The 13,709-nt window shown below is 58.9% G+C and carries 11 protein-coding genes; 3 read left to right on the top strand and 8 right to left on the bottom strand.

Annotation, left to right across the window (positions count from 1 at the left end):
* Positions 1 to 183 precede the first annotated feature (183 nt).
* The 5 genes from H9S92_RS15940 to H9S92_RS15920 form a co-directional block, all read right to left on the bottom strand.
* A complete protein-coding gene (locus H9S92_RS15940; protein WP_187467688.1) occupies positions 184 to 2,058 on the bottom strand; it encodes a MalT transcriptional regulator family protein in 1,875 nt (624 codons plus the stop codon).
* A gap of 82 nt (positions 2,059 to 2,140) precedes the next feature.
* A complete protein-coding gene (locus H9S92_RS15935; RefSeq protein ID WP_187467687.1) occupies positions 2,141 to 2,623 on the bottom strand; it encodes a GNAT family N-acetyltransferase in 483 nt (160 codons plus the stop codon).
* A 139-nt stretch (positions 2,624 to 2,762) separates the two neighbouring features.
* Positions 2,763 to 3,575, bottom strand: coding sequence for an aldo/keto reductase (locus H9S92_RS15930; RefSeq protein WP_187467686.1), 813 nt, complete (start codon positions 3,573 to 3,575; stop codon positions 2,763 to 2,765).
* Between the two features lie 111 nt (positions 3,576 to 3,686).
* Positions 3,687 to 5,060 (bottom strand): NAD(P)H-binding protein, encoded by a 1,374-nt coding sequence (locus H9S92_RS15925; protein ID WP_187467685.1) that lies wholly within the window; start codon positions 5,058 to 5,060, stop codon positions 3,687 to 3,689.
* Positions 5,061 to 5,232: 172 nt separating this feature from the next.
* Positions 5,233 to 5,919 carry a LolA family protein gene (locus H9S92_RS15920; protein ID WP_187467684.1) on the bottom strand — a complete coding sequence of 229 codons (687 nt, stop codon included), beginning with the start codon at positions 5,917 to 5,919 and terminating at the stop codon, positions 5,233 to 5,235.
* Positions 5,920 to 6,252: 333 nt separating this feature from the next.
* On the opposite strand from H9S92_RS15920, the gene H9S92_RS15915 reads away from it, so the two are divergent.
* Positions 6,253 to 6,708: a MarR family winged helix-turn-helix transcriptional regulator gene (locus H9S92_RS15915; protein ID WP_187467683.1), complete on the top strand. Its 456-nt coding sequence runs from the start codon at positions 6,253 to 6,255 to the stop codon at positions 6,706 to 6,708.
* Between the two features lie 132 nt (positions 6,709 to 6,840).
* On the top strand, positions 6,841 to 8,082 hold the full coding sequence (locus H9S92_RS15910) for an FtsX-like permease family protein (RefSeq protein WP_187467682.1): 1,242 nt from the start codon (positions 6,841 to 6,843) through the stop codon (positions 8,080 to 8,082).
* A 196-nt stretch (positions 8,083 to 8,278) separates the two neighbouring features.
* Here H9S92_RS15910 and H9S92_RS15905 read toward each other — a convergent pair whose 3' ends face one another.
* From H9S92_RS15905 to H9S92_RS15895, 3 genes are all read right to left on the bottom strand, one after another.
* Entirely contained in the window at positions 8,279 to 9,334 is a 1,056-nt protein-coding gene (locus H9S92_RS15905; RefSeq protein ID WP_187467681.1) for a fatty acid desaturase, read from the bottom strand.
* A 204-nt stretch (positions 9,335 to 9,538) separates the two neighbouring features.
* On the bottom strand, positions 9,539 to 10,735 hold the full coding sequence (locus tag H9S92_RS15900; RefSeq protein WP_246463928.1) for an alkaline phosphatase: 1,197 nt from the start codon (positions 10,733 to 10,735) through the stop codon (positions 9,539 to 9,541).
* A 76-nt stretch (positions 10,736 to 10,811) separates the two neighbouring features.
* Complete coding sequence (locus H9S92_RS15895; protein WP_187467680.1) at positions 10,812 to 11,909, bottom strand: DNA-processing protein DprA; 1,098 nt, start codon at positions 11,907 to 11,909, stop codon at positions 10,812 to 10,814.
* Between the two features lie 424 nt (positions 11,910 to 12,333).
* On the opposite strand from H9S92_RS15895, the gene H9S92_RS15890 reads away from it, so the two are divergent.
* Positions 12,334 to 13,686 (top strand): cytochrome-c peroxidase, encoded by a 1,353-nt coding sequence (locus tag H9S92_RS15890; protein ID WP_187467679.1) that lies wholly within the window; start codon positions 12,334 to 12,336, stop codon positions 13,684 to 13,686.
* Positions 13,687 to 13,709 lie beyond the last annotated feature (23 nt).

Below are 13,709 nucleotides of genomic sequence, written 5' to 3'. Positions count from 1 at the left end.
GGAGAATACGCCAATGTACTTAGCTGGATCGACCCAGAGGGTCTCAACCCAGGGGGGCACCGTGATTAGCTGGATCGACCCAGAGGGTCTCAACCTAGGGGGGCCAGGCCCCTAAAGCGCGCACGGGTTAAACCCATTAGATTAGACAGCCTAGGATTAGTGCCTCCTGGTTCCCAGGGAGGGCTACCGGACCAATTCGTGGAGGTAGGTGTCAAGCTCGCCGCCGGCGGCGGCGGGGAATTTTTTGCGGAGGCGGTACTTGGCCTTGTAAAGACTCTCCTGCGAGATGCCGAGGATATCGCCAATTTCCTGGTTGTTGAGTTGCATTTTGATGAGGGCGGCCAGGCGCAATTCGCGCGGGGAAAGCTTCTGTTCGGCCGCCTTTTCGAGGACGGCTTCGAAGTCGCCGTGCACGCCCTGAAAGTAGGTGCGGAAATTTTCCCAGTCTTGGTCAATGCGTTCTTCACCGCTAAGGTTACGCAGTAAGCTGTCCAGTTTTTTGCGGTCGTCGGGCCGTTCGCCTTTGACCTGGCGGAGTTCTTCGCCGAGCTGATCGAGCAAGCGGCTTTTCTGGGCCATCTGGAGGGCGTGGGTGCTGAGGGTGCGCTGTTGGTCTTTTACCTGTTGGATGAGTTGTTCGCGGGCCAGCTGCAGGCGGATGCGGCGCTGGCGGAAGGAGTACCACCCGGCGAGGAGCAGGACGAAGACGAGGGCCAGCCCCGTTCCCAGGCTGATTTTTTGGAGTCGGTTGGCCCGCGCCTGGCTTTCCAGCAGGCTGAGCCTGGCTCGTTGTTCGCCGATGAGGCGGTCTTGCTTTTCTTTCTCAAAAAGCAGGGTTAGCTCGGCCACTTTATCGGCGATGCTGCGGCGGTGCAGGCTGTCTTGGAGGCCCTGGCGAACGACGAGGTGCTGGTAGGCCGCCGGGTAATCTCCCAAGCGGGCGGCGATGGTGGCCAGGTGTCCGTGGGTCCGGTGAATGAGTTCCAACTGTCCCTGGGTTTCCAACAGGGCTAAGGCCGCTTCACCGTGCTGGCGGGCGGCGGTGTACTCGCCCAGTTCGAGCCGGACGCCGGTGAGGTAAGTGGCGAGTTCGGCCTCCATCCGTTGGTTGTCTTGGTCGCGGGCGAGTTCCAGGCCCGTAAGGAACTCCTGCCGGGCGCGCTCGTAGTCATTGTTTTCCCAGTAGACATTGCCCAGGGTGTTGCGCACGTCCAGTTCCAGGCCCAGGAATTTGCCCTCGGTAGCAAAAGCCAGGGCTTCCTGCCCTACCCGCAGCGCTTCGTCTACCTGACCTAAAGACTGGAAGCAGGTCGCCAGATTGAGCAGGCTCACGGTGGCGAAGTAGTCATCTTCCACCCGGCGGTAGTATCCGGCGCAGCGGCGGAAGAAGTCTGCGGCCGTGCGGTAGTCATCCAGGGCCTGGTAGCCGAAGGCGATTTCCTGTTCGGCGTCGGCCATGCGGCTGCTGTCTCCGGCGTTGCGGGCCAGGTCGTAAGCCAACCGGGCGTGGACGAGCGCCTGATCGGGGTGGCCCAGCTGCCGCTCAATCACGGCGGTGAGTTTATTGACGGCGCTGCGTTCCACGGGGTGGTCTCCGTCGGCAAAGCGTTCGTCGGCCAGTCGCAGGTAATGCCGGGCAGTATCGTAGCCGCCGCTTTCCTGGTGAATGATGGCGGTGTTGAACAGCATGATGCCTTCCAGGCGGCCCATCTTGCGGGCGCGGTAGATGGCCATGGCCTTGGCGTAGTTGGCCAAAGCACTGTCTTTCAGGGCCAGAAAATCCTGGACGATGCCCAGGCGCTGGTAGCCAGTGGCTTCTCCCACCGGGTAGTTCAGGGCCTGCGATTCAGCGATGATGCGCCGGCTGTAGGCTTCTGCGCGCTCAAGGTCGTTGTTGGAGGTTGCGCGCCAGAGATTGATCAGGGTATGGATGCGCAGGGTGTCGCTGACGTCGCGCGCAGCAAGGTCTGCTTCCAGGCTATCGATGTGGCTTTCGTCTTGAGCAAAGGCAGCAACCGACCCCAGAGCGATTGCCAAAAACAGTGCATAACGTAGCATTCGGGATGTTTGTAGGGTGGAAGTTAGGCCTTTTCGGTGGCTTAACACCGGAATCCCATCCTCACGCCCTACCGGAATCTCCTCATAAATCCAGTACCATCGTCATTTTCTTCCCATCAAAGGCAACCGTGCGGAAACCCATACGCTGGTACCACTGCGCTGCGTGGTTGTCTCCGTGTACACTAAGCGAAACCTGTTTGTCTCCCCGCTGCCGCATAGCGTCGAGGAAGTGGTCCATCAGTTTTTGGCCAACGCCCGCTCCCCGGAGTCCCCGCTTGATGGCGATGCCCAATTCGGCAACATCGTGGGCCACAAAGCCGTAACCCGGGGATTCCCGCGTGAATTTGCGGGACCAAATCGCTCCGACTTCTTCCCCGTCCTGCTGGACGATGAAGCCCAAGTCCCCCGCTTTGCCCCAGTACTCGTAGTAGCGGCGCAACTCCGGGCTCCGGATCGCGTCAAATGGCAGGGGCGGTTCCCCCGGCGGCGTATAGAAGGAAGAATGAAAGAGCTCGTGGAAAAAGGCGGTATTGGTATTTTCGAGCGGATGAAAAGTAAGCGTCATGGTCGAATAAGCTATTGGTAGGACGTAAAAGCCAGGCCTTGGTTAGGGAAAAAGAGTGACCCAGCCATGCGCAAAGATAAACGCCCGGTCCTTCGCCAGAAAAGTGGCAGGGAATCGACAAGCCGCGGAATGGCCCGTTTTAGAAATCGAAGTCGTATGGGTCAGGCCCCACGCGCTCGCCGCGTTCGAGTTCATCGATGGCCACCATATCGGCCTCTTCCAGCTCAAAGTCGAAGAGCTGGCCATTTTCGTGGATGCGTTGCTGGTTGGTGCTTTTGGGGATGACGATGATGTCATTTTGGATGCACCAGCGCAGTACCACCTGGGCGGGGGTTTTTCCGTAGCGCTCGGCGATTTGCGCGAAGAGGGGTTCTTCCAGAAACTTGCCCTGGATCAGGGGGCTCCAGGCGGTGATGGCAATGCCGTTCGCGTCGCACTCATTGACGGTGTCCGACTGTACGAGGTAGGGATGGTACTCGATCTGGTTGACGGCCGGCATGATTTCGGCCGCTTCCAGAATTTCCCGGAGGTGTTCGGGCATGAAATTGCTCAGGCCGATGGCACGCACTTTTCCGGCACCGACGGCCTTTTCCAGTTCCTGCCAGGCCGCGACCGACCCCGTTACCGGCCAGTGCAGCAGCAGAAGGTCGATGTAATCGGTTTTCAGGCGCTTCAATGCCTCGTGCAGCGCGGCGGTGGTGCGGCCAGCGCGGATGTCGTCGTTCCAGATCTTGGTGGTCAGCCAGATGTCGCTGCGCGGGATGGTGGCCGAGCGGAGGGCATCGCCTACGGCCTCCTCGTTATTGTAGATGCGGGCGGTATCTACGTGGCGGTAATCCGCGTCAATGGCCCAGTGGATGGCGTTGATGGTTTCCTGGCCATTAGCAGCTTTATAGACGCCGAGGCCGAGTTGGGGCATGGCCAGCCCGTTGTTGAGTTTGGTGGTCTTCATGCCTCCTAAAACGCAGCAAACGGAGTGGGGTTTTGGGTTGGTTCATAGTTCATAGTTCATAGTTCATAGTTCATAGTTCGCTAAAGACTACAGAACTACAGAACCACCCAACTACTCACTCCCCAAATAGCGCCCGAAACGGTCCATCACCCAGGAGTGCGCCCGTGCCTGCGTGAGGATGTAGAGGTACCAGGGCAGGGCCGGCACAAACTCGTGGATGGCCGAAATGACGTACTGCTGATTGAGCACGCGCCGGAACTCCAGCCAGCCGTAGTCCTTGCGGCGCACCAATCGGCCGCCCGTGATGTAAAATAGTTGCCGCTCGTTATCGCTGCGGCTGGGGATGAATTGCAACTGCAGCAAGGGGATGCGCCCGACGCGGAAAACCGATAAATCGCCTTCCGTACGGACGTTAATGAGCAGGCGGAAAAAGATGGGCAACCACCGCTGATAGATTCTGGCTACGTAGGTGGCGGTGTGGCACCGGGGGTTGGGCAGGCGCTGTACGCTGCGCACGGTATTGCGCTCCGTGCGCTGTGTAGGCATGCGGGCGGGCAGGGGCGGCAGGGTTTCGCGTCCGAAGAGGGCGCGGCGCGCGGCCGTCCGGAAGTCACTACGCTGCGGAAAAGCCGCCAGCAGTTCATTTGGCTCGGCTACCAGGTCGTGGCGCAGGCTTTCAATGAGCGGCGATACCAGCGCCTGGCTGGAATCGGTGAAAAGGCTGACCCAAAATTTGGAAAAACCCGGACTGAAAAAGCGTACCGGCCGTACCACCCGCCGTTTGCCCAACAGCTCCGCCACCACCTCAATCATTTCCATGTACGTGGTTACGTTGGCACCGCCCAGGTCGAAATGGCGGTGGAAAGTGCTTTCGCGGCCCAGGCAGTAGTGGATCATGCGCAGGGCATCGTCCAGGTCAATCGGGTGGGTTTGCGATTGGCACCAGGCGGGGCAAATCAGCACGGGCAGGCGCTCTACGAGTTTGCGGATCATGGTAAAGGAAGAGCCAGCCGCACCGACAATGATGCCCGCCCGCAGTGCCGTCACCGGTACCCCGCTGGCTCCCAGGGTTTTTTCCACCTCCCAGCGGCTGCGCAAGTGGCGGCTCAGCGCCTCCACCGGCTCGTTTTGCGGCAGGATGCCCCCCACAAAGATGATTTGCTTCACGCCGTTGGCCCGGGCGGCGCGGCCAAAATTATCCGCCAGGAGCAAGTCCGTATCCTCAAATGACCCCTGGTGCAGCCGCGTAGTGGGGTGCATGGAATGGACCAGGTAAAGCGCATAATCCGCCCCGCGCAAGGCCGCCTCGGTACTGCTAAGGGAATAAAGTTCCACCTGCCGCCATTCGGCCTTGGCTTCTCCGTCCGGTGCCTGCATGGCCGTCCGGCTCAGCGCTACGATGTGAAATTCGCGGAAAAAGCGTTCGATGAACCACCGCCCGATGAAGCCCGTAGCTCCGGCAATGACGACAGTGGGCAGTGGCATGTGGCGTACTTTTGCATAGAAAAGCAAATGGGCCGGACAATGTTTTGCCGGCCCACGCCACACCCTTGAGGTGCTTGATATTTTTACCTGACCGTCGTCATTTTCAGGCGCGGCCGCAGGTGCAAGGCCCCCCCAACCCCAAAGGGGAGCAGGGATCAGGAGCCGTGGCCCGCTAGAAGCGCAGGTCTTCAACGTGGTAGCCAGGGAATTCCTCTTTCTTGAAGGTAAAGAGGTTGGCGGCCAGCGCAACGTTGCCTTGGGTTTTGTCCAGGTAGAAGGTAAAGGCCGAACCATCGCGGGCGAAGGCTTTGATGGAGACGATTTCCTTGCGCGCGGCGTCTACCAGCAAGCGTATCTTCGTAAATTCATTGTTGTTGCGGTCAACGGGCTTAAGTTCAATGATTTTCACCTTCACACCATTCTGTACCTCTTCGCCCTGGAGGGAAAGGATGAAGTTTTCGCCCTCGTAGAAACTGAATAAAGACTGGGGAGTGAGCAAACCCGTGTCTTCGCCCGGCTCGGGAAGGTTGTTGATCATCACCTCCTTATTGCCATGCTGGATGATGTAGGCTCCCTGGGCGTTGATGATGCCCTCCTGGTCTCCCAGCTTGAAGCGGACCAGGTCTCCCTGCCGGCTGATGTTGCCCTTCTGGGTTTCGAGGGGTTGATTCGGGAGGGCAATGTCCAAACGGAAGTTCGCCGTCATCGTCTTAAACGCATCGTACTTCTGCCGCACGCTTTTGATGATGGCAATGGCCTCGGGGTCGCTGTCCTGGGTGGAAGTGTATTGTTTGTTCTGGGCGAGTAGGGTGGTGCCGCCAAGGAACAACAGCAACATAAGAAGGAAGGAGGATTTCATGGGAATGCGCTTTTTACAAGGGGAAGAGTAGCTGGTGTGGCCTTCGGATGGTCCAGAAAGACGGCTCCGGCCAAAGCATTGACACACGGACTGAATAACGCACGCTGCCGACAAATGATGCAAAAAAAATGGTTAATGGGACGTTAAATTAGCTCCTGAAATCGATCATTTCATGTTATACCGCTGTTGTGCTGGGTGGTGCAACTGTCCCGACAGAAACGAATTGACTACCTACTTTAATGTTGAGCGTCCGCTTGCGGCGCTACTTTTGCACCCATTAGCCAGTTCCTAGCAGATCAGTTTTTAATAAAAGGATTTTTTTAAACTAACCGAATGAGTAATCCAACCAACAACGCCAGTCTCCTGACCGGCGCCGGAGGTCAATTGCAGGAACTTCGTTACAATTTGTTTCAGTCGTGTAGTTGGCTGAACAACGGAACGAGGCAGTTCCTGCAACCCTTCGGAATCACCCCGAAGCAATTCAGTATTCTCCGGAACCTGGCCGAGTGCCATCCGGAGTCGCTTTCCATCCAGGAAGTCCGCGAAGGACTGGCCGATAAGATGTCTGACGCCAGCCGTCTCATCGACCGCCTGGAGAAAAAGGCACTGCTGGAAAAGTTTCCCTCTGAACTAGACCGCCGCAGCAACCGCGTGCGCATCACCGACCGCGGCCGGAAGTTGCTGCAGAAGATCGATAGCCGGCGCGGTACGCTGGATGAACTGCTCCGCGACCGGCTTAAGGAAAGCGAAGTGGAACAGCTCAACGAGCTGCTCTCCCGCTTAAAGTAAGTCGTTGCTCCACGGCAGAAGTTCACGGGGGCGGCTGGTACATTCCAGCCGCCCCTTCTCCTTCCGGGGCAGTAGCTAAGGCTGGCCCGGTGGTGATGGTGTGTATGATCAACAAGTAGTAACTTCGACCCTATGAATCTACCGGCCCGCATGGCCTGGCGATACCTCTTCGCCCGCAAGTCCACCAACGCGATCAACATCATTACCATCATCGCTACCTGTGGCGTGGCCATCGGGGCCGCCGCATTGGTGTTGTTGTTGAGTGTGTTCAATGGCTTTGAAGACCTCTTTCTCGGTCTTTTCAATAACCTCAACCCCGACGTGCGCATCACCGCTGCCAGGGGCAAGACTTTTGAGGTAAATGATGAACTCCTGAAGGGACTTTACGCCCTGGATGGCGTCCACAACATTTCCCAGACTTTGGAAGAAACGGCCATCTTCAGCTACGACGGCAAACAGAGCGCCGGCCGCGTCAAGGGCGTGGACGCGGCCTACCCCCTCATCAACGGCATCGACAGCCTGGTGCGCGACGGGAACTACGAGCTGGACTTGCCCGATCGCAAGATCCTGGGTGCCGTAGTCGGCAACCAATTGTCCATCGTTCTGGGCATCGACCCCCTCAACAATTTTGTCCCCCTGACCATCTTTATGTCCCGGCCCAAACCCCGGGGCGGTGGGGGCTTTTTGGTTACGGGCCGCAGTTCTTACCTCCGGCGCGACTTCCAGCCCACCGGCATCATCCGCAGCCAGGAAGCTTTCGAAAACCAGGCCGTGCTCATCAAACTCAGCGAAGCCCGCAGCCTGCTGAGCGTGGGCGATTCAACGGTGTCTTCGCTGGAAATCAGCCTGCACCCCGGCTTCCGGAACAAGGATACTTACCAACGCATCCAGGCCTACGTGGGAGACGATTACGTGATCAAAGACCGCTACCAGCAGGAGAACAGCATCCTGAAATTGATGCGCGTAGAAAAATGGGTGGGTTTTGCCATCGTCTGCCTGATGATGATCCTCATCAGCTTTAACCTGATCGGGGCACTGTGGATGATCGTACTGGAGAAGCGGCGCGACATCTCCATCCTCCGCAGCCTGGGTATGACGGCGGCCGACGTCCGCGGCGTTTTCCTGCGGGTGGGCCTTTTGCTTTGTGGCATAGGGTTGTTACTCGGTTACCTGCTGGCCACCAGCCTTTACTTGCTGCAAAAAACCTTCGGTCTCATCAGTTTGCCCGGGGCCTTCCTGGAGGCTTACCCGATTTCCTTCCGCTGGTACGATTTTCCGATCGTGGCCGTCACGGTGCTGTTCATCGGGCTGCTGGCCTCCATCCTGCCGGCGGAGCGGGCGGGGAAAACGGCGGCGGTGGTGCCGGAGGAATAGTCCTCAGTTCCGTCCAGACATCAGAAGGGCGCTGCCGCAGGTGCCAGGTAAAGAACCTAAAAGCAAGGGGAGGCGCTGCCCCGGCACTCCTTGCTCCGTGTCCTTTTCTATGCACCTGCGGCAGCGCCCTTTTGACGCATCCACCGGGTAGGAAGATGATTAAAACGAGGGCTGTAAATGTCGCCCTCTTTCGGCCCTAGGCCATGCGCGTACCGCTGGTCTCCGAACGGTAGAACTCCCGGAAGCTGATCATGCGCTGCTTCTCTTCGTCCCACAGCTTGTTGAACATCATGGGCAGGCTCTGGAAGAAGGAAATCTTGGTGACGTACTTCTGCAAGACGGGGTTTTCCCTGGCACAGCGCCGCAGGTTATAGTTCGGGATCCGGCTGCTGAGGTGGTGGATGTGGTGGTAGCCGATGTTGCCCGTCAGGAAGTGCAGGAAGCGGGGCAACTTGTAGAAAGTCGCTCCGCGGATGGCGGCCGTCAGGTAATCCCAGTTCTTCGTCCACTGCATATAGGTGTGCTCGTGCTGGTGCTGGACGTAGAAGAACCAGAAGGCAATGATGCCGAAGAAGAAGATGATGGAACCCTGCACGATCAGGAACGCCTTCCAACCCAGCAGGAAGCCCAGGCCGACGTAAACGGCGGCAATCAGCAGGTTATTGAGGTGTTGCTTGCGGTGAATGGGCGTCCAGCCTTCGAAAGTGATGCTCGGGATGCGCAGCATAACGCCGAGGTAAATGACGGGCACCACCACGAAAAGCACGATTGGCGAACGGAAGAGCCGGTACTTAAAGCGTCCCCACTTGGAAAGTGCCCGGTATTCTTCGACGGTCAGGAAGTCAATGTCCCCAATATCACGGTGCTCCAGTTGCCCCGTGTGGCCATGGTGGAAGCTGTGGACCCGTGCCCAGTAGGTGTAGGGGATGGAGCTGAAGAAAGAGCACACGAAGCCGATGGCGTCGTTTACCCGTCGTTTCTGGAAGAATGAGTAGTGCCCGCAGTCGTGCTGGATGATGAAAATCCTTACCAGAAAGAAGGCGTTGAGGGCTCCCAGGGCGAAGGTGAGCCACAGGGAATAATCCACGCTGAAGTACATGGCAATCCAGAGCGCAACGAAGGGGCCAAAGCTGGTAAAAATCTGGCCAATGGCGCGGGCGCTGTTAGCTTTTTGGTATTTGGCCACGATCGCTTTCCAGTTCCGGAGGTGCTGGTTGATGTCGTCCACGGTGGGGGTAACGGAGCTATGCAAAACGCAGTATTTTGATGATGATGACCGATTTGTGAAACGATCCTTCGCGAAGGGGCCTGGATTGGGTAAAGGACCCAGGCCAGAGCGTATCAAAAGTTGATAGTTTAAGCCGTCTTAACGAAGGCGGCGGTAAGATACGCACTTAGAGAATGTTTGCCCGAACCACTTTGTTTGCTTTTTACAAAATGCTGACGCGTCCCGGCCCTACTTCAGGCGCAGCAAATCGCGCATTCTGGTAAAAATGGCGGTGTTCTCGTAGATGCCTCCGAAGGCTTCGGCACCGGGGCCGTAGGCAAACACGGGGATCATGTCCGCCGTGTGGTAGTCAGAAGTGAAGGCCCCCTGGATGGCGTTGAGCCTGGAGCCGGTCTGGATGGCGTAGCCGCCGGTTTCGTGGTCGGCGGTGACAATCACCAGCGTTTCACCGTCTTTTTGGGCGAAGGCCAGGACGGCCCCGATGGCGCGGTCGAACTCCAGCATTTCGGAAATGATGTATTCGCTGTCGTTGGCGTGGCCCCCCCAGTCGATTTGCGCGCCTTCGATCATGAGGAAAAAGCCCTTGTTTTTGGTATCGCGGGCGTCCAGGAAGGTGGGGGCCAGGGCGGAGGCGGGTACCAGGTAGTCGCGGCCCTGGGCATAGGGCAGCGGCTCGCCGTCGGCGGTGAAGTAGAGGTAGTTTTTGCTGACGTCGGGCTTGATCTGTTGGATGTTCTTTTCCTGGAATACGTCGATGAGGTAGTTTTTGCGGGCCAGTTCGGCGGAGATTTTGCGCTCGTCTTTGCTGCGCCGGTCGAAGTAGCGATAGCCACCGCCGATGAGGAGATCTACCTCCGATTTTACGAAATCTTCCGCAATTTCTTCCTTGTTGTCCCGGTGGCGGTTGTGGGCTACGAAGCTGGCGGGGGTAGCGTGAACGAGGGAGCTGCTGGAGACCAGGCCGGTAGGTAGCCCGGCGGCTTCGGCCAGTTCCAGAATGGTGACGGTGGGCAGGGTATCTGCACCCACGCCGATGGCTCCGTTGTAGGTTTTCACTCCCGCACTGAAGGCGGTGGCGCCGGCGGCGGAGTCGGTCACCAGATTATCCGAGCTGTACGACTTGTGGAGGCCGATGACGGGGAATTGCTCCAGGTTGAGCCGGTTGCTGTTGCTGTACATGCCCGCCGTGATTTGGGTTATGCCCATACCGTCGCCAATCATGAGGATGATGTTCCGGGGGCGGCGGGCGGCAGGAGCGTCGGTATTTTCCGCAGTGGGGCTGGCTGGCGTGGTGCTCATTTGCGGCGTACCCGGGGCTGGCCGGGCCGTTGGTGCGGAGGGCGCCAAAGTATCATCCGGAGCGGGCGGGCAGGCGGTTAAGACCAGGCAGACCAATGACAGGAGGAAGAAGGACAAGCTTTTCATGGCGCAAAGATACGAGCGGTGGCCAGCAGGACCGGATGGGGAGGTTAAATTAGCTGCACGCCTTGTTTGCTAAGGGTTAACAACTCAGGCGGTAGCGGTGGCCGGGCAGGGCGGTGATGACGCCTTTCATCTCCAGCATCAGGAGGCAGCCGGCGAGTTTGGCCGGGGGGGCTTTGAGTTGGTAGTGGAGCTCATCGATTTCCACGCTGTCGCGGTCGCGGAGCTGGTTGACGATGTCTTGCTCGTCGGCGTCCAGATCTTCGAAGAGGCGCCGTTGCTGGCCAGCGGCGCTGCCTTTCCAACCCAGGAGTTGGACCACGTCGGTGCCGTCTTCGATCAGGTGGGCGCGCCCGGTTTTGATCAGTTCATTGCAGCCCTCGGTGAGGCGTTCGCCACCGCGGCCGGGGCAGGCACCGACTTTCCGCCCCAGGTCGTGGGCCATCCCGGCGGTGATCATCGAGCCACCGCGGCGGGCGGACTCGACAACGATGGTGAGGTCGGAGAGCATGGCCACGATGCGGTTGCGGGCGGGGAAGTGGTCTTTGTCGGGCTGCATCCAGTAGGGGTAGGCCGTCAGTACGCCGCCTCCCGTATCGGCCAGTTGGGCGGCGGTGCGGGCGTGGGCGGCGGGATAAACGTGGTTGAAGCCACTGCCCATCACCGCCAGGGTGGGCAAGCCCAGCTGGAGGCAACGGCGGTGGGTGTAGATGTCTACTCCGTAGGCCAAACCACTGATGATGAGGGGTTGGTACTCGACGAGGGGATCGAGAATGCGGTCAATTTGCAAGGCCCCCCGGCTGCTCATGTCGCGGGTTCCAACCACGCTCAGCGAGCGGGCGTTGCGGAAATCGGTCGCGCCGGAATGGTATAGAATGGGCGGGGCGGCAGTCAGGGCCTTGAGGCGGTCGGGGTAGTCGTCATCCAGGCAGCAAATGATGTCGATGCCGTAGCGTTCGGCGTGCTCCAGGATGGCTTCGGCCTCGCGGTTTTTGCGTTCGTCGGCCAGCGCAGCAGCGGTGCGTTCGGCAATGCCGTCCACTTCACACAGCACCTGCGGCCGCGCCCGAAGGACCTCGGAGGCACTGCCGCAATGCTCAATTAGGGCACGGAATAATTTCGGTCCGATGTGGGGCGCACGGCTCAGGGCTACCCGGGCGTAGGTATCCGGATGCATAGTCAATAGGCTAAAGGGCATGAAATGGGCTGCGGAAAGCGGGAAATCGGGCGGGGCAGGAACAGGTAGAGGTGGGGCGCGGGCGCAGGCAAGAGCAAAAGTACACAAAAAACACAAAACCTGCACAGTTGAATGCAATAATAAACAAAATGTAGATAGAAATCAGCAAATGCACCTTCCTGTTGGTTGTTGGTGCCATTTTAGCGTACCGCAGGCTGGATCATTCCTTCCGTTCCACGGGCGTTACGCACCACCAAAAAACTTTCCCTTCGCAATTGCGCCGGTGAAAAGACAAAATATGTCGACCACTAAATGCCATCCGCTGCATAAAATCTGCCTATATTTGCCCACCGCTCTGTGCTTTGTGTTGGATCTACCGCCGATATAGTCTTCATTTTCCCAGTTATCTAAGCATAATCTCCGTATGAAATCTTTTGGCCTTTGGATCTGCTCCCTGCTTGTGCTGGCGGTACTTTCCGCCTCGTGCGTTCGTGATGAGGCGGTCTCTACCCTCGATACCGAGCTGGAAAAAACCCTCCTCCGCCTCAGCGAGAACGGTTCCCTCAGCTATTACATGCTCCCCGACGGCAGCAACCTGGCGGGCATCCCGGCGGGTATTGGCAATCCCCTCACCCCAGAGAAAGTGGAGCTGGGCAAGCTCCTCTTCCACGAAACCGCCCTCGGCCGCGATGCCCTCAACCCCGAGAACCTGCGCACTTTTTCCTGCTCTACCTGCCACGTGGCCGATGCGGCCTTTACCGCCGGAGCCTTCCAGGGCATTGCCGACGGAGGCATGGGCTTCGGCGAAGCCGGGCAGGGCCGGCGCATGGACCCCAACTACGCCGAGGAAAACATCGATGCCCAGGGAGCCCGCCCGCTTTCTATGCTGGGCGTGGCGTATGTGACCAACTCCATGTGGGCCGGCCGCTTCGGTGCCCGCGGCGATAATGCCCACTACGAAGACATCTGGGGCGTGTTTGACCCCACGACCGAACTGAACCACCTCGGCCTCGACGGCCTGGAGGCCCAGAACATCGAAGGCACCGTGGTGCACCGCATGAGCACCGATGCCTACCTGCTCGATACTCTCGGCTACCGCCGTCTTTTCGACCGGGCCTTCCCCGAATTCGCCGGCGAAGCCAAATACGGCCGCGTAGCCATGAGTTTTGCCCTTTCTGCCTACATCCGCACCGTCCTCCCCAACCAGGCCCCCTGGCAAGACTGGCTGCGCGGCAATAAGAGCGCCCTGACCGAAGACCAAAAACGTGGCGCCCAGCTTTTCTTCGGCAAAGCCGGCTGCTTCCGCTGCCACAACGGGCCCGCCCTGAACGGCAATACCTTCCACGCCATCGGGGTCAAAGACCTCTACGAATTCCCGGGCGGTGCCCGCCGTACCGGACCCAACGACGGACGCAATCTGGGCCGCGGCGACTTCACCCGCCGCCCCGAAGACCTCTACAAGTTCAAGGTGCCCCAGGTGTACAACACCAGCGATATGCCATTCTACTTCCACGGGGCCAGCCACCAGTCGCTCCGGGATGTCGTAGAGTATTTCAACGCTGGTGTCCCCGAAAATGACAACGTGCCCACCGCCAACATCTCCGAATACTTCCATCCCCTGAACCTGACGGAGCAGGAAGTGACGGACTTAACGGACTTCCTCGCCGAGGGCCTCCGCGACCCCAACCTGCGGCGCTACGTGCCCGAAAGGGTGCTTTCCGGCAACTGCTTCCCCAGCAGTGACGCAGTGGCCAAGGCGGATATGGGCTGCGAATAGGCTTGCCGCCAAAACCTTCTTCG

Origin of the sequence: Neolewinella lacunae (genome assembly GCF_014349155.1) — a bacterium.
GTDB classification, from domain to species: Bacteria; Bacteroidota; Bacteroidia; order Chitinophagales; family Saprospiraceae; genus Neolewinella; species Neolewinella lacunae.
Note: the sequence above shows the minus strand (reverse complement) of the source record. Positions and strands in the feature narration are given on the sequence as shown.

Coding starts and splice junctions, on each gene's coding strand:
- H9S92_RS15930 (WP_187467686.1), bottom strand. CDS start 3,575: ATGAAGACCACCAAACTCAACAACGGGCTGGCCATGCCCCAACTCGGC.
- H9S92_RS15925 (WP_187467685.1), bottom strand. CDS start 5,060: ATGCCACTGCCCACTGTCGTCATTGCCGGAGCTACGGGCTTCATCGGG.
- H9S92_RS15900 (WP_246463928.1), bottom strand. CDS start 10,735: ATGAAAAGCTTGTCCTTCTTCCTCCTGTCATTGGTCTGCCTGGTCTTA.
- H9S92_RS15920 (WP_187467684.1), bottom strand. CDS start 5,919: ATGAAATCCTCCTTCCTTCTTATGTTGCTGTTGTTCCTTGGCGGCACC.
- H9S92_RS15895 (WP_187467680.1), bottom strand. CDS start 11,909: ATGCATCCGGATACCTACGCCCGGGTAGCCCTGAGCCGTGCGCCCCAC.
- H9S92_RS15910 (WP_187467682.1), top strand. CDS start 6,841: ATGAATCTACCGGCCCGCATGGCCTGGCGATACCTCTTCGCCCGCAAG.
- H9S92_RS15890 (WP_187467679.1), top strand. CDS start 12,334: ATGAAATCTTTTGGCCTTTGGATCTGCTCCCTGCTTGTGCTGGCGGTA.
- H9S92_RS15935 (WP_187467687.1), bottom strand. CDS start 2,623: ATGACGCTTACTTTTCATCCGCTCGAAAATACCAATACCGCCTTTTTC.
- H9S92_RS15915 (WP_187467683.1), top strand. CDS start 6,253: ATGAGTAATCCAACCAACAACGCCAGTCTCCTGACCGGCGCCGGAGGT.
- H9S92_RS15940 (WP_187467688.1), bottom strand. CDS start 2,058: ATGCTACGTTATGCACTGTTTTTGGCAATCGCTCTGGGGTCGGTTGCT.